We start from the raw sequence: 17,603 nt of genomic DNA on the forward strand, positions 1-17,603 counted from the left end.
GCGCACGCCGGACAGCCGCCCCGCCCACCGCGCGCCGGCCGCGATCCGCTGCGTCGGCCGCCGGCGCCTCCCGTCGTACGTGCGCAGCGCGGCCGGCAGGTCGCCTGCTTCGCGTACGCAGGCGGCGAGCGCGACCGCGTCGATCAGTGCCTGGCAGGCGCCCTGCCCGAGGTCCGGGGTCATCGCGTGCGCGGCGTCGCCGAGCAGCGCGGTCCGGCCGGCCACGTACGACGGCAGCGGCGTGAGGTCGTGGATCTCGTGCCGCAGGATGCCGTCCGGGGTGAGCGCGTCGAGTACCCGCGGCACCGGCGGATGCCAGTCGCCGAAGAGTCGGCGCAGCTCGGCGCGGTCGTCCGGCGGCGCCGGGTGCCCCTCGGGCAGCCGCACCGCGGCGTACCAGTTGGTGCGGCCCGGCCCGGCCGGGGTCAGCCCGAACTTGCGCCCCCGGCCCCAGGTCTCGCCGCCCTCGGCCAGATCCAGGTCGACCACGCCGCGCCAGGCCACCGCGCCCGCGTACCGCAGCGGGTACCGCCGCCCGTACATCTGCGCGCGCACCACGCTGTTGATCCCGTCCGCGCCGACCACCAGGTCGTACGCGTCGCGCAGCGACCCCGGATCGGTCACCGGGGCACCGAGGCGCAGCGCCGGTCCGGGCAGCGCGCCGGCCAGGACGGCGAGCAGCACCGGCCGGGTGACCAGGTGCACCGGCTCGCCGTGCCGGCGCTCCATCCGGTCGACGTCGATGGTGGCGATCCGGCTGCCGTCGGGGCGCCGGATCGACCCGCCGGCCTGACGGCTGCCCCGGCGGCGCACCTCGTCGCCGACGCCCAGGGCGTCCAGGGCGCGCATCGCAGCGGGCCAGATGCCGAGCCCGGTACCGGTCTGCGGCAGTGCGGCCGACCGCTCCAGGACGGTCACCTCCCAGCCCGCCGCCCGCAGGCCGATGCCCGCCGCGAGCCCGCCTATCCCGCCCCCGACCACCACCGCCCGTCCGCCCATGCCGTCACCGTACTACAGATGTAGTCAGCCGCACTACGCCTGTAGTCTGGCCGGGTGACCGATCGCCGGCGACTCCTGCTCGACGCCGCCATCCGGGTGCTCGGCACCGGCGGGCCGCGACAGCTGACCCACCGGGCCGTGGACGCCGAGGCGGGCCTGCCCGAGGGCTCCGCCTCCAACCGGTTCCGCACCCGGGAGGCGCTGGTCACCGGCGTCTTCGACCGGCTGGTGGAGGTGGAGACGGCGGCCTGGCAACGGCTCGCCGCGGACCTGCCGCCGGGCGACGTCACCGCGTTCGCCGCAGTGGTCGGCCGGCTGGTCCGGGAGTTCACCGACCGGCAGCGGGTGGTCACGCTCGCCCGGTACGCGTTGTTCGTCGAGGCGGCCGTGCGGCCCGACCTGCGCCCGGCGATCGAGGCCGCCCGGGCGCGGCTGGCCGGCTGGGGGGAGCCGCTGCTCGCCACGCTCGGCTCGACCGATCCGCCGGCCCACTTCCGGATGCTGCTCGCGCTCGTCGACGGACTGCTGAGCAACCAGCTCGCCGCCCCGGACGACGACGTCGACCCGGAGGCCGCCGTCGCCACGTTGCTGCACGGCTTCCGCGCCGGCCCGTCCGCCTAGCTAGCTCCGGCGGCGCGGCGCCCGGCCGCGGCGCGGCAGGTGCGCAGCGCGTCGGACAGGGTCGTCAGGTGCCCGTCCGGTGGCATGATCCAGCCCGGTCCGGCGCTGTGCACCCACACCGACGGGAACTCCCGCGCGAACCGGGCCATCCGGTACGCCCGGCCGGTCACCGGGGTCTGCGACCACACCACCACCGTGTGCGGCCGGCTGCGGCGCACGGCGCTGGCCAGCGCCGGCCAGGGCAGGGCGGCGCCCAGGAGCAGGCTGCCCAGGTCCGCCTCCCGCAGCGCGGCGGCGAGCGCGTGCAGGCCGAGACAGTGCAGTTCCTGTTCCGCCGCGGCGAGCAGGATGCCGCCGCCCGGCGACGTCCGCCCCGGCTCGCGCACCAGTGCGTCCAGGCCGGACCGGATCCCCTCGGAGAAGGCGTGCTCCACCGCCACCTCGACGGCGCTGTGCCCCGGAAGCGCGGCCAGCATCGGCGCGCAGACCCGCTCCCACACCGCCGTCACGCCCCACCGTCCCGCGGCCTCGACGACGAGCGCGGCGACCCGATTGCCGTCCAGGTCCTCCGCGGCGAGCGTGAGGTGCTTGCGGATGTCCTCGACGGCGTCGCCGGGCATCGCCTCGGTCACCACCAGAAGCACCTCCCGGGTAGACGGTCACTACCCGGGGTTCGGCCCGACGGCACGGTTTGGATGCGCTCGGACCGGACCGGTCCGGCTCGGATGCGATCCCGGCACCGGGCCGGTGGGCCGGATCACACCGGCTCGCGCTCCGCCGGGACGGGCTCCGCCGCGGCCACGGGGCGACGAGCGCCGTACCGGAGGGTCATTCGGGGAACGTGACCACCCAGCGGGCACCCTCGCCGCGGGCCAGCCGTTCCAGCGCCGCGGGCGCCTCGGTCAGCGGCACCGTGCCGCTCACCAGCGGGCCCAGGTCCAGGTCACCGGCGGCGAGCGCGACGGCCAGTTCCGGCACCTCCCGGTCCGGGTCGGTCGAGCCGTACACCGAGGAGCGCAGCGTCCGCGCGGAGTGGAAGATGTCCAGCGCGGAAAGGCTGAGCATGTCGTCGCGGGCGCCCATGCCGACCACGGTGACCGCTCCCCCGCGCCGCGTCGCCCGCCAGGCGGCGCGGATGGTGGCGGACCGGCCGACGCACTCGAACGCGTGGTCCACGCCGCGCCCGTCGGTGCGGGCCCGGATCTCCTTGCCCAGCCGGTCGTCGGAGCGCAGGAAGTCGGTGGCCCCGGCGGCGAGTGCGAGATCCCGCTTGGCCTCCACCACGTCCACGGCGAGGATCGGCGACGCGCCGGCCCGCCGCGCGGCGGTCAGCACGGCCAGGCCCACCCCGCCGAGCCCGATCACCGCGACCGACTCGCCGGGTACGACCCGCGCGGTGTTGCGGACCGCGCCGACGCCGGTGAGCACCGCGCAGCCCAGCACCGCTGCCTGCTCCGGCGGCAGTCCGGCGGGCACCGGTACGGCGGCGCGCTGCGGCACCACCACCTCCTCGGCGAGCGCGCCGAGCCCGAGTGTGACCTCCAGCGGCTCGCCGGCGGCCGTCTCGCCCCGTGGCGTGGACGGGTTGGGGTTGGCCGCGCAGAGCCACGGCTCGCCGTGCCGGCAGTGCCAGCAGTCCCGGCAGGCGGGCGCCCAGTTCAGCACCACAGGCGTGCCGACCGCGATCGTGGTGCCGGGCCCGGCCTCGGCCACCACGCCGGTCGCCTCGTGACCGAGCACCAGCGGGTACGCGGGCGCCAGCGTGCCGTCCACCATGGCCAGGTCGGAGTGGCAGATGCCGGCGGCGCGGATGCGGACCCGCAGCTCACCCGGGCCGGGCGCGGGCAGGCGTACGTCCTCGACCGCCGGTGTCTCGCCCCGGCCGCGCACCACGAGCGCCCTCATCGCTGGATCGCCTTCAGCTCGGTGAACTCCTTCACGCCGTACGCGCCGAGTTCCCGGCCGAGGCCGGACTGCTTGTAGCCGCCGAACGGGGCGAGCGGGTTGAACGCGCCGCCGTTGACGTCCACCTGGCCGGTACGCATCCGCCGGGCCACCGCCAGCGCCGCGTCGGAGTCGGCGGACCAGACCGCGCCGGCCAGCCCGTACCGGGAGTTGTTGGCGATGGCGACCGCCTCGTCGGTGTCGGCGAACGGGATGACCGCGAGCACCGGACCGAACACCTCCTCCTGGGCCAGGGCGCTGTCCGGGTGGACGTCGGCGAAGACGGTGGGCGCCACGAAGTGACCCCGCGGCGGCAGTGGCGCGTCCGGGCCACCGGCGACGAGCCGGGCGCCGTCGGCGAGCGCGCGGTCCACGTGGTCGCGTACCCGCTGGGCCTGCGCGGCGGAGGCCAGCGGGCCGAGCCGGGTGCCCGGGTCGAAGGGGTCGCCGAGCCGGTAGCCGGCCACCGCCGCCGCGACCAGGTCCAGCGCCTCGGCGTAGCGGTCGCGGTGCACGAGCATCCGGGTCCAGGCGGTGCAGGTCTGCCCGGAGTTGAGCAGCGCGTTGCCGACGCCGACCTTGACCGCGGTGGGCAGGTCGGCGTCGGCCAGGACGACGTTCGCCGACTTGCCGCCGAGTTCCAGCGACACCCGGGCGATCCGCTCGGCGGCCAGGTGGGCGATGCGGCGGCCGGTGGCGGTGGAGCCGGTGAACGAGACCAGGTCGACGTCGGGGTGCGCGGCGAGCGCCTCGCCGACCACCGGGCCGGTGCCGGGCACCAGGTTCACCACGCCGGGCGGCAGGCCGGCGTCGGTGATCGCGTCGAACAGCAGGTACGCGGTGAGCGGCGTCAGCTCGCTGGGCTTGAGCACCACCGTGCACCCGGCGGCGAGTGCGGGCGCGACCTTGGCGACCACCTGGTGCAGCGGGTAGTTCCACGGGGTGATCGCGCCGACCACGCCGACCGGCTCCCGGACGATGAGGGAGTTGCCGACCGTGTGCTCGGTGGCCGGGCGGGCGGCCAGGTCGACCATGCTCCGCAGCACTGTCAGCGGCAGGCCGGTCTGGACGCGGGTGGCGAGCTTGAGCGGGGTGCCCAGTTCGGTCGCCACGGTGCGGGCGATCTCGTCGGCGCGGGCGGCGAGCGCGGTGTGCAGCCGGTCCAGGTGCGCGGCCCGCTGCTCGGGGGCGGTGGCGGCCCAGCCGGGGAACGCGGCGCGGGCGGCGGCGACCGCGCGGTCCACGTCGGCCGGTGTGCCGGCGGGCACCTCGCCGACGACGCTGCCGGTGGCGGGGTTCTCCACCGGGACGGTGTCGCCCGAGGTCGGGTCGGCCCAGTCACCGGCGACGTACAGGTGGCGGCGCGTCAGCAGGGCGGGAGGGGCGGCGGCGAGATCCATGGCGTCCTTCGGGGGCGGCGGAAACTAGCGGTGGGAGTTTTGACGCTACTCCGGACGGCCGACCCGTTCCAGCGGGGCGACGGTGGCGGCGTACTCGGCGGCGAGCCCGTGCAGCAGCGCGTCCAGGCCGAGCGCGAACGCGCCCTCGTCCACGCTGCGCTGGTGGCCGGCGAGCCGGTGCGCCTGGTTGAGGTGCGGGTGCGCGGCATAGAGCGAGGGGTCCTCGACGAAGCCGCGGGCGAACGAGCCGAGTGCGGACCCGGCCACGAAGTAGCGCATCGCGGCGCCGATGTGGGTGGCGCGCGCGGGCGGCCAGCCGGCCCGGACCAGCGCGCCGTAGACCGCGTCGGCCATGGCGAGCGCGGCCGGACGGCGGCCCGGCCCCTGCGCCAGGTACGGCACGATGTTCGGGTGCGCGGCCAGCGCGGCGCGGTACGAGCGCGCCCAGCGGCCGAGCGCGTCGAGCCACTCGTACTCGTCGAAGACGCTGATGTCGACTGTCGCCGCGACGCCGTCGGCCACCGCGTCGAGGATCTCCTCCTTGGTGGCGAAGTGGTTGTAGAGCGACGGGCCGCGGACGCCGAGCGCGGCGGCGAGTCGCCGGGTCGAGAGCGCGTCCAGCCCGTCGGCGTCGATCAGCGCCAGCGCGGTCTCGACGATCCGGTCGCGGGTGAGCAGGGCCTGTCGGGGTCGGGGCACCTGGTCATCATCCTCCCTTCGACATCGGGTCTGGACGCGGTAAAACTTACATCGCTAGTTTAGAGGCAGTCGACCTGAGGGGGAACCGTGGACTTCGCACTGTCCGACGAGGAACGCGCGATCCGGGACACCGTTCGCACGTTCGTCACCCGTGAGGTGATGCCGCTGGAGGCGGAGGTGCTGCGCCGCGAGCGCGCCCACCAGCCCGGCCTGGACCGCTCCGAGCTGCGCGAACTCCAGCTCAAGGCGAAGAAGTTCGGCTTCTGGGGGCTGGCCACGCCGGAGGAGTACGGCGGGATGGCCCTGCCGGCGGTCATGCAGTCGCTGATCTGGACCGAGCTGGGCCGCAGCTTCGTGCCGTTCCGCTTCGGCGGCGAGGCCGACAACATCCTGTTCCACGCCACCGAGGAGCAGAAGCGCGAGTTCCTGATCCCCACCATCGAGGGGGAACGGATCTCCTGCTTCGCCATCACCGAGCCCGGCGCGGGCTCCGACGCGGCGAACATCAAGCTGCGCGCCCGTCGCGACGGCGACGACTGGGTCCTCGACGGCGAGAAGACGTTCATCACCAACGGCAACGACGCCGACTTCGCCATCGTGGTCGCGGTGACCGACCCGGAGAAGGGCGCCCGCCGCGGCGGCGCCACCGCGTTCCTGGTGGACCGCGCGATGGGCTGGCGCTCGGAGTTCATCCAGACCATGGGCGAGGGCGGCCCCGCCTCGCTGATCTTCGACGGCGTACGGGTGCCGCACCGCAACATCCTCGGCGAGATCGGGCAGGGCTTCACGCTCGGCATGGAGTGGATCGGCAAGGGCCGCTACACCATCCCGTCGCACGCCGTCGGCATCGCCGAACGAGTCCTGCAGATGGCGATCGACCACGCCAACACGCGGGAGACGTTCGGCGCGCCGATCGCCACCAACCAGGCCATCCAGTGGATGATCGCCGACTCGGAGACCGAGCTGGAGGCGGCCCGCTGGCTCATCCTGCGCGCCGCCTGGACGGTCGACCAGGGCCTCGACCCCCGGCACGCCTCCTCGATGGGCAAGCTCTACGGCGCCGGCATGGTCAACCGGGTGGTGGACCGGGCGCTGCAGATCCACGGCGGCATGGGCTACACCCGGGAACTGCCGATCGAACGCTGGTACCGGCAGGTCCGGCTGTACCGGATCTTCGAGGGCACCGACGAGATGCAGCGGCTGATCATCTCCCGGGATCTGCTGCGCGGCTACACGAAGATCGGCGGCCACCTGGCCTGAGCGGAGCGGTCAGCCGGTCAGCGCCTCGACCGCCCGGTCCACGTCCTCCTCGGTCGTGTAGAGGTGGAACGAGGCGCGGACCCGGCCCGCCCGGACCGCCGCGCGCACCCCGGCGCGGGCCAGCCGCTCCTGCGCGTCCGGCACGTCCACGCTGACGATCGCGCTGTCGCCCGGCGGCCGGCCCAGCCCGGTCAGGAACCGGTTGGCCAGCCCCACGTCGTACGCGCGCACCGCCTCCGGGTCGAGGTCGGCGAGCAGCTCCAGCGCCGGCGCCGCCCCGACGTAGCACAGCCAGGACGGGGAGATGTCGAACCGCCGGGCGTCCTCGGCCAGGCGCAGCGGCGTCCCGTAGTAGGAGGCGTGCGGGTCCCGGCCGGCGTACCACCCGGCCGCGTCCGGGCGTATCCGCTCGCGCAGCGCCGGCGCCAGGTAGGCGAAGGACGCGCCGCGCGGCGCCATCAGCCACTTGTACGCCCCCACCACCACCGCGTCCGCGCGGTCCGCCGCGAACGGCAGCCAGCCGCACGCCTGCGTGGCGTCGACCACCACGACGGCGCCGTGCGCCCGGGCCGCCGCGACGATCTCGTCGTACGGGGTCACGGTGCCGTCGGCGGACTGCACCACGCTGAACGCCACCAGGTCGGTGTCGGCGTCGATCGCGTCGACCAGGCCGTCCAGCGGCACGGTGCGGACCCGCACGCCCCGCTCCCGCTGCACCAGCCAGGGGAACAGGATCGAGGTGAACTCGCTCTCGGGCACCACCACCGTCGCGCCCGCCGGCAGGCTCGCCGCGATCGGCGCGACCAGCTGCGACACGGCGGAGCCGACGCTCACGTCGGCGACGTCCACACCGGTCAGCCGGGCGAACGCGGCCCGGGACCGGTCCACCGACTCGTCCCACACCTCGAACGACACCCGCCCGGTCCGCCAGTCGGCGAGCACCTGCTGCACGGCGTCCCACACCGGCTCGGGCGGCAGCCCGTAGGTGGCGGTGTTCAACCAGCCCGGTTCCGGCTGCCACAACTTCTGCGCCTGCTCCAGCTCCATGCCACCGACGCTAACCACCCCCGCCCCACCCCGACACCGCCAATCCCACCCCCGTGGCCCACCCCCACCCCGACCCCGACCCCGACCCCGACCCCGGCCCCGGCCCCGGCCCCGGCCCCGGCGATCTTGCACTTTCCGCCCCGGCAAATGGTGCAAAGCCCCGAATCGCAGGGCCGAAACTGCAAGATCGCGCAGCGGGGAGCAGGGGGGGGGCGGGGCGGGCGGGGCGGGGCGGGGCGGGAAGTGCAAGATCGCGGGGGTCGGGGCGGTAAACCGGGGCGCGGGTGTCCGCGCCACCGCACCAGCCCCGCCGATCATGAAGTTGGCGGTGCCTGCGGTCCGATATGTCCGCCGCTAACTTCATGATCGCCGGGGTGAGGCGGGGGGAGGCGAGGTGGGGCGGAGGGGCGGGGGTCAGGGTGGTGGGGGGAGGTCGGTCAGGGCGGCGGCGATCTCTGTGCGGACGCGGGGCAGGGGCCAGGTGGCCAGGTCCTGCAGGGTGTGGTGGCGGCGCAGGTGTCGTACCGCGGTCAGGCCGACCAGGTAGCCGCAACGCTTCGGCAGGCCACCGGCCAGCGGCGAGTCCCGCATCAGGAAGTACGGGGCGTGGTGCTCGGCGTCCGTGGCGTCGAGGTCGGCGCGGACCCGGCGCAGGATCTCCGGCCACCGGCGGCGGCACTCGTCGAGCCACCGCCGGTGGCCGGGGCGGCCGAACCAGAGGTACTCCTCGTCCGGCCGGCCGGGGTCCAGCTCCGCCGTGACCTGGGTGGCGAGCCCTTCGGTGAACAGGGCGTTCGCCACCCCGTACTCGGGCCAGTCGCGGATCGCGGCGCCGCGGTCGTGCACCACGTGCGCGGCCTCGTGCCGCACCAGCAGCTCGAGGTCCTCCGGCGGCCCGAGCTGTTCCACGGCGAGGAAGAGCGCGTACCTGCCGTTCAGCTCGCCGGCCCAGCCGTTGGCCTGGTTCAGCCCGACCAGCACCACGCACTCGACCGGCCCGCCGTCGCCGGACCAGCCCAGCGCGTCCGCCACCGCCGCGACGCCGCCGGGCAGCAGCGCGCGTACCGTCTCGGCTCGTGCCGCCAGGTCCGCGGCGCGGTCGCGGAGCCCGTCCAGGGTGGCGGCCACGCCCGCGGCGTCGGACCAGTCGCCGTCGCGGCGCAGCGCCCGGACCACGTCCGGATGACCGGCCAAGTACCGGGAGGACCACGGTTCCGGCGGCGCGGACCGCTCGGCGCAGGCCAGGAAGTCGGGCACCAGGTCACGGACGCGCAGCAGGTCGGTGGGCGGCATCCGCCCGATACTGCCCGGCCGTGGCCCGCCGGGCAACACCGCGACGGTACGGGGCAGCTCCGCATCTGAAGGAAGTCTTCAGCATTGAGCCCGTCGATGCAAGCTATCGACATAGACGAACGTCACGCTATAGGGTGCGGCGAACCGGCGACGTGAGCCCCGTCGCCCCGTGTAGTGGACGAGGAGTGCCTGTGACGATTCGGAGACCCTCGCGTCGGGTGAGCCACCTGCTCGGCGGCGCCATGATCCTCATGATCGGCCTGACCGGTCAGCCGGCCCAGGCCGCGCCTGCGCACGGCGCGCAGCCGCTCGCCGCGGCCTTCGACCGGGCCGCCGCCGACTCCGACGTGCCGCGCGACGTGCTCGCCGCGCTCGGCTACGCCGAGACCCGCCTGGACGGCCACGGCGGCGAGCCCAGCGTCTCCGGCGGCTACGGCGTGATGCACCTGACCAGCAACCCGAAGGTACGGACCCTCGACGAGGCCGCGCGCCGGACCCGGCTGGACCGCGCCGACCTGCGTACCCGGGACGCGGCGAACGTGGCCGGCGCGGCGGCGGTGCTGCGCTCCTACGCCGACGAGGCCGGGCTCACCGCGGCGCAGCGCGACGACGTCAACCAGTGGTACGGCCCGATCGCCCGCTACGGCGGCTCGACGGACGCGGCCACCGCCCGGCTGTACGCCGACTCCGTGTACGACCTGCTCGCCAGGGGCTTCATCGCCACCACGGCCGGCGGCGAGGTCAGCGTGGACGGCCGTCCGGTCGCGCCGCAGCGGGGCCGGTACACCGACGTGGCGCCGCTGGGCACCGGCGACTTCGGCACCCTGAGCACCGACTACGGCCCGGCGGCCTGGGTGCCGGCCAACTCGTCCAACTACACGGTCTCCAGCCGCGAGTCGGCGTACCCGATCAACTACATCGTCATCCACACCATGCAGGGCAGCTACGCCGGCTCGATCAGCTGGTTCCAGAACGCCGCCGCCGGCACCAGCGCGCACTACCTGCTCCGCTCCTCCGACGGCGCGGTGACCCAGATGGTGCGCGACAAGGACATCGCCTGGCACGCCGGCAACTGGACCTACAACACCCAGTCGATCGGCATCGAGCACGAGGGGTACGTCGACAACGCCTCCTGGTACACCGACGCGATGTACCGGTCGTCGGCGGCGCTGACCCGGTACCTGTGCGACAAGTACGGCATCCCGAAGACCCGCACCAACATCATCGGGCACAACCAGGTGCCGGGCGCCACGCACACCGACCCGGGTCCGAACTGGAACTGGACCTACTACATGCAGCTCGTCACCGGCGGCACCACGCCCCCGCCGACCGCGTGGTCGACGATCGTGGACAACACCACCGCCGGGCGGTTCACCGCGAGCGCCAACTGGAGCACCTCGACGTACTCGGCGCAGCGCTACGGCGCCGACTACCGGTACGCCAACCCCGTCGCGGCCAGCGACACCGCCTGGTACAAGGTGAACATCCCGGCGACCGCCACCTACCGGGTGGAGGTCTGGTATCCGGCCGTGGCCGGTTACAACACCTCCACGCCGTACATCGTCGCGACCACCAGCGGCAACCAGACGGTCTCGGTGAACCAGAGCGCCAACGGCGGTGCGTGGCGGTCGCTGGGCACCTTCACCCTGGCCGCCGGTGACGCCAACAAGGTGGGTGTCAGCAGGTGGTCCGGCAGCACCGGGTACGTGATCGCCGACGCCATCCGCGTCACCCGCGTCTAGCTCTCTGCGCCGGAGGCGCGCCCGGCCCGGTCAGCTCACGTTGGCCGGGCCGAGCACGCTCTTGAGGTCGCCCATCAGCGCGGTGGTCGCGGCGACCCGGAACGGGCCGAGGCGCAGCGTGGTGACCTTGCCGCCGTTGAGCAGCTTGACGTGCACCTCGGTGTCGCCGGGGTGCAGCACGAGCGTCTCCTTGAGCCGTTCCACGAGCGGCGGCGTGCACCTGTGCACCGGGATGGTCAGCGTGACCGGCTTGTTCGCCGGGTTGCTGGTGACGTCCGGCATGGACATGTCCATCGCCATGATGCGCGGGGTGTCGTCGCGCCGGTCCACCCGGCCCTTGACCACCACGATGGCGTCCTCGGCGATGTACTGCCCGATCACCTCGTACGTGTTCGGGAAGAACAGCGTCTCCACGCCACCGGCGAGGTCTTCCAGCGTCGCCGACGCCCAGGCCCGGCCCTGCTTGGTGACCCGGCGCTGCACGCCGGAGAGGATGCCGGCCAGGGTGACCACCGCACCGTCGGGCACCGTGCCCTCCTCGGACAGCGCGGCGATAGTGGTGTCCGCAGCAGCGCCGAGCACGTGTTCCAGGCCGAACAGCGGGTGGTCGGAGACGTACAGGCCGAGCATCTCGCGCTCGAACGCGAGCTTGTCGCGCTTGTCCCACTCCCCCTCGCCGATGACCGGCATGACCGTGGTGGTGCCGCCGGTCTCCGCCTCGCCGAAGCCGGCGCCGAACAGGTCGTACTGGCCGACCGCCTCCTTGCGCTTGACGTCGGCGTACGCGTCGATGGCGTCGGCGTGCACTGCGAGCAGGCCCTTGCGCGGGTGGCCGAGCGCGTCGAACGCACCGGCCTTGATCAGCGATTCGATCGTCTTCTTGTTGCAGACCACGGCGTCGACCTTGGACAGGAAGTCGTAGAAGTCGGTGTAGTCGCCCTTCTCCTCACGGCACCGCATGATCGAGGCGACCACGTTCGCGCCGACGTTGCGTACCGCGCCGAGACCGAAGCGGATCTCCTTGCCGACCGGCGTGAACGGCCCGGCCGAGGTGTTCACGTCCGGCGGGAGCACCTGGATGCGCATCCGGCGGCACTCGGACAGGTACATGGCCATCTTGTCCTTGTCGTCACCGACGGAGGTGAGCAAGGCGGCCATGTACTCGGCCGGGTAGTGCGCCTTGAGGTATGCGGTCCAGTAGGAGACCAGGCCGTACGCGGCGGAGTGGGCCTTGTTGAACGCGTAGCCGGCGAACGGCACCAGCACGTCCCACACGGCCTGGATGGCCTCGTCGGAGTAGCCGCGCTCGCGGCAGCCGTCCCGGAACGGGATGAACTCCTTGTCGAGGATCTCCTTCTTCTTCTTACCCATCGCCCGGCGCAGCAGGTCGGCCTGGCCGAGCGTGTAGCCGGCGAGGATCTGCGCGGCCCGCTGCACCTGCTCCTGGTAGACGATCAGGCCGTACGTGGGCGCGAGGATCTCGCGTAGCGGCTCCTCCAGCTCCGGGTGGATCGGGGTGATCTCCTGGAGGCCGTTCTTGCGCAGCGCGTAGTTGGTGTGCGAGTCCACGCCCATCGGGCCGGGCCGGTAGAGCGCCAGGACGGCGGAGATGTCCTCGAAGTTGTCCGGCTTCATCAGCCGCAGCAGCGAGCGCATCGGCCCGCCGTCGAGCTGGAACACGCCGAGCGTGTCACCGCGGGCCAGCAGTTCGTACGCCGGCTTGTCATCAAGCGGCAGGCCGAGCAGGTCCAGCTCCCGGCCGTGGTTGAGCTGGATGTTCTTCACCGCGTCGTCGATGATCGTCAGGTTCCGCAGGCCGAGGAAGTCCATCTTCAGCAGCCCGAGCGACTCGCAGGTCGGGTAGTCGAACTGCGTGATGATGACGCCGTCGGAGTCGCGCCGCATCAGCGGGATGTGCTCGATGATCGGCTCGGCGGACATGATGACGCCGGCGGCGTGCACACCGGTCTGCCGGATCAGGCCCTCGATGCCCTTGGCGGTCTCGATGACCTTCTTGACGTCCGGGTCGGACTCGTAGAGGCCGCGGATCTCGCCCGCCTCGGCGTAGCGGGGGTGCTTCGGGTCGAAGATGCCGGACAGCGGGATGTCCTTGCCCATCACCGCCGGGGGCATGGCCTTGGTGATCCGGTCGCCGACCGCGTACGGGAAGCCGAGCACCCGGGCCGAGTCCTTGATCGCGGCCTTCGCCTTGATCGTGCCGAACGTGGCGATCTGCGCGACCTTGTCCTCGCCCCACTTGTCGGTCACGTACTTGATGACCTCACCGCGCCGGCGCTCGTCGAAGTCGATGTCGACATCCGGCATGGAGACGCGCTCGGGGTTGAGGAACCGCTCGAAGATCAGGCCGTGCGGGATCGGGTCGAGGTCGGTGATGCCCAGCGCGTACGCCACGAGCGAGCCGGCCGCCGAGCCACGCCCCGGGCCGACCGCGATGCCCTGGCTCTTGGCCCACTGGATGAAGTCGGCGACCACGAGGAAGTACGACGGGAAGCCCATCTGGATGATGACGCCCAGCTCGTACTCGGCTTGGACGACGTGGCCCTCGGGGATGCCGTTGGGGAAGCGGCGCTTGAGCCCGGCGAAGGTCTCCTTGCGGAACCAGGACTCCTCGGTCTCGCCCTCGGGGATCGGGAACCGCGGCATCAGGTTGTGGAACGTGAACATGCCGGCCGGGTCGACCTTCTCGGCCACCAGCAAGGTGTTGCGGCAGCCCTCCAGCCAGACGTCGGACTGGTCGACCGCGCGCATCTCGTCGGCCGACTTGATGTAGTAGCCGCTGCCGCCGAACCGGAACCGGTTGGGGTCGGCGACGTTGCTGCCGGTCTGCACGCAGAGCAGCACGTCGTGCGCCTCGGCCTGCGCCTCGTGCGTGTAGTGCGAGTCGTTCGTGACCACCGGCGGGATGCCGAGCTTGCGGCCGATCTCCAATAGCCCGTCGCGGACCCGCTTCTCGATGTCGAGGCCGTGGTCCATGATCTCCAGGAAGTAGTTCTCCTTGCCGAAAATTTCCTGGTACTTCCCCGCCGCCTGCAGGGCCTGGGCGTCCTGGCCGAGCCGCAGTCGAGTCTGCACCTCACCGGACGGGCAGCCGGTGGTCGCCATGAGGCCGTCGGAGTACTCGGCGAGCAGCTCGGTGTCCATCCGCGGCCACTTGACGAAGAACCCGTCGGTGTACGCCTTGGAGGTGAGGGTGAACAGGTTGTGCAGGCCGGTCTTGTTGCGGGCCCAGATCGTCTTGTGGGTGTAGCCGCCGCTGCCGGAGACGTCGTCGCTCTTCTGCTCGGGCCGACCCCACCGCACCCGCTTCTTGTGGAACCGCGACTCCGGGGCGACGTATGCCTCGATGCCGAGGATGGGGGTCACCCCGGCGGCCATGGCCTGCTTGTAGAAGTCGTTCGCGCCGTGCATGTTGCCGTGGTCGGTCATCGCCACCGCCGGCATCCCCTGCCGGCTGACCTCGGCGAAGAGATCCTTCAGCCGGGCCGCCCCGTCCAGCATCGAGTACTCGGTGTGTACGTGCAGATGCGCGAACGAATCGCCCATGCGTGGCGCCCCCCGGCTCGGTCATGGGTGGTGCGGGATCGGACGGCCCACCCTATCTCCGCTGCCCGAGGCGTCTCCAGTGAGCCGCGCGGGCGGATCACCGCTTGCGCGAAAGCCGGGGCCGTCCGGGGCCGCGCGGTAACGCGCGATCCCGGACGGATGCCGCTGGGCTACTGCACCCGCACGGTCGTGCCGCACCCCTCGGTGTTCTCGCAGACGTAGAAGCTGGCGATGGCCTTGCTGAAGCTGCCGTAGCCGGTGTTCCCGCTGCACCCGTCCTCGTCGTTGATGCCGGCGCTCCCGCCACCGACGAGGTTCACGACCACGAACACGCGGTTGCCGTCACACTCCTTGTCCTGCACGGTGACCGACTTGTGGTCGGCCGAGATCCAGGCCTTGTCGAGGCCTTGGTACGCGGTCATCTCGTGGGCCTGGGCGGGCGACGCCCACATGGTGACCAGCCCGGCCGCGCCGATGGCGGCGAGATAACGGAAGGTTCGCTTGGCGGAATTCATAGTTCCTCCGATTTCGCAGGGGCGGAAGCGACGAACAGGGGCCAGCGGAATTTGTGTGCAGCAATTCCGGAAATGCGTCGGTCACACCGATCCGGGAACTCTGGACTCAATTCGCCCGACGCGCTTTCCGGTGATCACAGGCAATGATCAGAAGCGCGGTCGCTGTTGTCACGCGGTGGCGGGCTGCACTCGCGTCGGCGCCCGATCAGGCTGGACAGGGTGCAGGAATGCGGCGACGTCGATCCGGAGCGGGCTTCGTATGACAACGAACACGTTCAGGACACGCGGTCATAAGACCGATCGACGGCACGACCGCCAGCCGTGGACGTACGTACTCCAGCACTGCAGCATATTCACTTTCCCCCGTTTCGTCGTCGAGCGAGCAAAACCCTCGATCGACTTTCGAAACAGTAACGGCGACTGCGGGGTGTGTCAATGCGTCCATTCTCGAACGCCCGAACTTGTCACGAGGGCGCCGAACGGGCGCCAGACCACCCGACGGGAGCCCGAGTCACACGATGACCCGGGGCTGGACAATACTGTGTGACACACACTATCGTGTTGGGCATGGTCAGCGAAGAGGTCCTCCGGACCCATCTCCAGGAGCTACGACGCGGCACTGTCGTAGTGGCCAGCCTGGTCGCCCTGCGCCGCCCCGACTACGGATACGCCCTGCTGCAACGGCTGGCCGCGCACGGCTTCGCGGTCGACGCCAACACGCTCTACCCGCTGCTGCGCCGGCTCGAAGACCAGGGCCTGCTGACCAGCGAGTGGAACACCGAGGAGAGCCGGCCGCGCAAGTTCTACCGGACCAGCGACGACGGCCAGGACCTCCTGAACCGCCTGCTCGACGACATGACCGCGGTGCGGACGTCCGTCACCGAACTGATCGAAGGAGCGGAACGATGAGTTCCCTGACCGACCGTTACGTCGCCGCCACGATGCGGGCCGTGCCCGCGCAGCGCCGCCTCGAGATCGCCGAGGAACTGCGCGGCTCCATCGCCGACATGATCGACGACCGGACCTCGGGCGGGCAGGACCACGCCTCCGCCGAACGCGAGGTGCTCACCGAGCTCGGCCACCCGGAGAAGCTCGCGGCCCGCTACAGCGACCGCACCCTGCAACTCATCGGCCCGCGCTACTACCTGACCTGGTGGCGGCTGCTGCGGCTGCTGCTCACCTGGATCCCGGCGATCGTCGGCGCGCTCTCCGGCGTCACGAAGGCGCTCGTCGACGGCGAGCCGGGCGCGGCGATCGGCACGGCGGTCGTGGCCGCGATGCAGACCGCGGTGCAGATCGCGTTCTGGGTCACGCTGGTGTTCGCCGTGCTGGAACGCACCCGAACCCCGCTCGGCCTGCCCGAGTGGACCGTCGACCAGCTCCCCGAGGAGACCCGGGAACGGCAGATCAGCCACTCCGACAGCATCGCCTCCGTGGTGTTCCTGCTCGCCACCATCGGCCTCCTGGTCGGCCAGCACTTCCAGCGCTGGACCACCGACGACGGCACCCGGCTGCCGGCACTCGACCCGGCGCTCTGGAGCTTCTGGCTGCCGGCCCTGATCGTGGTGCTGCTGGCCACCGTCGGCCTGGAGATCGCCAAGTACCGCTCCGGCCGGTGGACCTGGCCGCTGGTGGCGGTCAACGCGGTGCTCAACGTGGCGTTCGCCGCCCCGGTGCTCTGGCTGCTCGCCAACGACCGGCTGCTCAACCCGGAGCTGGTCGAGCGGTTCGCCTGGCTGCGCGACGGCGGGACCGTCGAGTTCGCTCGGGTGGCGGGCGCGGTGGTCGTGCTGGTCGCGATCTGGGACGTGGTCGACAGCGCGGTCAAGGCCCGCCGCGCCGCCTGACGCCCCGCCCGGCCCGGCACGCCCCGTCGAGGGCGTGCCGGGCCCTTTCGGTACGCGGACAGTCAGGCCGCCGCGCGCCACTCCCGGGCCAGCAGCGCGTAGACCACCTCGTCGGTCCACTCCCCCTTGACGAACTCGTTCTCCCGCAGGTGCGCCTCCCGGCGCATGCCCAGCCGTTCCAGCACCCGGGCCGACGCGGTGTTGCGCGCGTCCAGCCGGCCCACGATCCGGTGCAGCCCGAGCCCGTCGAAGCCGATCCGCAGCAGCTCCCGGGCCGCCTCGGTGACGTACCCGCGGCCGGTGTGCGCGGGGTGCGCCACGTACCCGATCTCGCCCTGCCGGTGCTCCCCGCTGGTCCAGCTCAGCAGCACGTCGCCGAGGAAATCCCCGGTGTCCACCAGCGTCACCGCCAGGTTGAGCACGTCGCCGGGGGCGCGCAGCGCGGTCCGCCGGACCAGCCGGTCGATCGCGGCTCGAGCGGCGGCGTCGTCGTACGGCCCGTGGTAGAGGTAGCGGGTCACCTCCGGGCGGCCCCGGTAGTCCCGGACCACGGCGAGGTCCTCGGCGGTGAAGGCGCGCAGCAGCAGGCGCTCGGTACGTAACGGCAGATCGGGCACGAACACCCCGGCAGGCTACGTCCCGGCTGTCGTCCGGCCCACCCGTTTACGCCCC

General features: G+C 72.5%; 15 protein-coding genes. 5 read left to right on the plus strand and 10 right to left on the minus strand.

Translation table 11 applies throughout. The annotated features are described in order from the left end of the window. The coding region (locus AC2CHG_RS13470) for an FAD-dependent monooxygenase (protein ID WP_484524845.1) at window positions 1-999 on the minus strand (999 nt) is incomplete at its 3' end. Window positions 1,000-1,053: 54 nt separating this feature from the next. Here AC2CHG_RS13470 and AC2CHG_RS13475 point away from each other — a divergent pair. Then, window positions 1,054-1,620: a TetR/AcrR family transcriptional regulator gene (locus AC2CHG_RS13475; protein ID WP_262012374.1), complete on the plus strand. Its 567-nt coding sequence runs from the start codon at window positions 1,054-1,056 to the stop codon at window positions 1,618-1,620. Here the strand turns inward: AC2CHG_RS13475 and AC2CHG_RS13480 are convergent. The 4 genes from AC2CHG_RS13480 to AC2CHG_RS13495 all read right to left on the minus strand — a co-directional run bounded on the left by AC2CHG_RS13480 (window position 1,617) and on the right by AC2CHG_RS13495 (window position 5,663). Then, window positions 1,617-2,255, minus strand: a complete 639-nt coding sequence (locus tag AC2CHG_RS13480; protein WP_262012373.1) for a transcriptional regulator — start codon at window positions 2,253-2,255, stop codon at window positions 1,617-1,619. The genes AC2CHG_RS13475 and AC2CHG_RS13480 overlap by 4 nt on opposite strands. A 193-nt stretch (window positions 2,256-2,448) precedes the next feature. Then, window positions 2,449-3,525, minus strand: coding sequence for an alcohol dehydrogenase catalytic domain-containing protein (locus AC2CHG_RS13485; RefSeq protein WP_484524846.1), 1,077 nt, complete (start codon window positions 3,523-3,525; stop codon window positions 2,449-2,451). Then, window positions 3,522-4,964, minus strand: coding sequence for an aldehyde dehydrogenase family protein (locus AC2CHG_RS13490; protein WP_484524847.1), 1,443 nt, complete (start codon window positions 4,962-4,964; stop codon window positions 3,522-3,524). The genes AC2CHG_RS13485 and AC2CHG_RS13490 overlap by 4 nt, the downstream gene beginning before the upstream one ends. Before the next feature lie 45 nt (window positions 4,965-5,009). Beyond that, entirely contained in the window at window positions 5,010-5,663 is a 654-nt protein-coding gene (locus AC2CHG_RS13495; protein WP_262012369.1) for a TetR/AcrR family transcriptional regulator, read from the minus strand. A gap of 87 nt (window positions 5,664-5,750) precedes the next feature. Here AC2CHG_RS13495 and AC2CHG_RS13500 point away from each other — a divergent pair, with 87 nt between their 5' ends. Further along, window positions 5,751-6,923, plus strand: coding sequence for an acyl-CoA dehydrogenase family protein (locus AC2CHG_RS13500; protein ID WP_262012368.1), 1,173 nt, complete (start codon window positions 5,751-5,753; stop codon window positions 6,921-6,923). A gap of 9 nt (window positions 6,924-6,932) precedes the next feature. Here AC2CHG_RS13500 and AC2CHG_RS13505 read toward each other — a convergent pair whose 3' ends face one another. Next, complete coding sequence (locus AC2CHG_RS13505; RefSeq protein WP_262012367.1) at window positions 6,933-7,970, minus strand: aminotransferase class V-fold PLP-dependent enzyme; 1,038 nt, start codon at window positions 7,968-7,970, stop codon at window positions 6,933-6,935. 414 nt (window positions 7,971-8,384) lie between these two features. Next, window positions 8,385-9,263, minus strand: coding sequence for a DUF2268 domain-containing putative Zn-dependent protease (locus tag AC2CHG_RS13510; protein WP_262012366.1), 879 nt, complete (start codon window positions 9,261-9,263; stop codon window positions 8,385-8,387). Window positions 9,264-10,054: 791 nt separating this feature from the next. Here AC2CHG_RS13510 and AC2CHG_RS13515 point away from each other — a divergent pair. After that, window positions 10,055-11,005 carry a golvesin C-terminal-like domain-containing protein gene (locus AC2CHG_RS13515; protein ID WP_402808570.1) on the plus strand — a complete coding sequence of 317 codons (951 nt, stop codon included), beginning with the start codon at window positions 10,055-10,057 and terminating at the stop codon, window positions 11,003-11,005. A 30-nt stretch (window positions 11,006-11,035) separates the two neighbouring features. Here the strand turns inward: AC2CHG_RS13515 and dnaE are convergent, their stop codons facing one another. Further along, window positions 11,036-14,569, minus strand: coding sequence for a DNA polymerase III subunit alpha (gene dnaE, locus AC2CHG_RS13520; protein WP_262012364.1), 3,534 nt, complete (start codon window positions 14,567-14,569; stop codon window positions 11,036-11,038). Window positions 14,570-14,739: 170 nt separating this feature from the next. Further along, on the minus strand, window positions 14,740-15,084 hold the full coding sequence (locus AC2CHG_RS13525) for a hypothetical protein (RefSeq protein ID WP_184684533.1): 345 nt from the start codon (window positions 15,082-15,084) through the stop codon (window positions 14,740-14,742). A gap of 567 nt (window positions 15,085-15,651) precedes the next feature. Between AC2CHG_RS13525 and AC2CHG_RS13530 the strand changes: the two genes are divergently transcribed. Both AC2CHG_RS13530 and AC2CHG_RS13535 read left to right on the plus strand, forming a co-directional pair. Then, complete coding sequence (locus AC2CHG_RS13530; protein WP_350816001.1) at window positions 15,652-15,993, plus strand: PadR family transcriptional regulator; 342 nt, start codon at window positions 15,652-15,654, stop codon at window positions 15,991-15,993. Then, window positions 15,990-16,931, plus strand: a complete 942-nt coding sequence (locus AC2CHG_RS13535) for a permease prefix domain 1-containing protein (RefSeq protein ID WP_262012362.1) — start codon at window positions 15,990-15,992, stop codon at window positions 16,929-16,931. The genes AC2CHG_RS13530 and AC2CHG_RS13535 overlap by 4 nt, the downstream gene beginning before the upstream one ends. A gap of 62 nt (window positions 16,932-16,993) precedes the next feature. Here the strand turns inward: AC2CHG_RS13535 and AC2CHG_RS13540 are convergent, their stop codons facing one another. Then, on the minus strand, window positions 16,994-17,554 hold the full coding sequence (locus AC2CHG_RS13540; protein WP_262012361.1) for a GNAT family N-acetyltransferase: 561 nt from the start codon (window positions 17,552-17,554) through the stop codon (window positions 16,994-16,996). Window positions 17,555-17,603: the final 49 nt, after the last annotated feature.

The organism is Micromonospora sp. ATLC20 (genome assembly GCF_057196585.1).

Excerpts from the sequence above, each read along its gene's own strand:
- AC2CHG_RS13485 (WP_484524846.1), bottom strand. The coding sequence starts at position 3,525 with ATGAGGGCGCTCGTGGTGCGCGGCCGGGGCGAGACACCGGCGGTCGAG.
- AC2CHG_RS13490 (WP_484524847.1), bottom strand. The coding sequence starts at position 4,964 with ATGGATCTCGCCGCCGCCCCTCCCGCCCTGCTGACGCGCCGCCACCTG.
- AC2CHG_RS13505 (WP_262012367.1), bottom strand. The coding sequence starts at position 7,970 with ATGGAGCTGGAGCAGGCGCAGAAGTTGTGGCAGCCGGAACCGGGCTGG.
- AC2CHG_RS13510 (WP_262012366.1), bottom strand. The coding sequence starts at position 9,263 with ATGCCGCCCACCGACCTGCTGCGCGTCCGTGACCTGGTGCCCGACTTC.
- dnaE (WP_262012364.1), bottom strand. The coding sequence starts at position 14,569 with ATGGGCGATTCGTTCGCGCATCTGCACGTACACACCGAGTACTCGATG.
- AC2CHG_RS13525 (WP_184684533.1), bottom strand. The coding sequence starts at position 15,084 with ATGAATTCCGCCAAGCGAACCTTCCGTTATCTCGCCGCCATCGGCGCG.
- AC2CHG_RS13530 (WP_350816001.1), top strand. The coding sequence starts at position 15,652 with ATGGTCAGCGAAGAGGTCCTCCGGACCCATCTCCAGGAGCTACGACGC.
- AC2CHG_RS13535 (WP_262012362.1), top strand. The coding sequence starts at position 15,990 with ATGAGTTCCCTGACCGACCGTTACGTCGCCGCCACGATGCGGGCCGTG.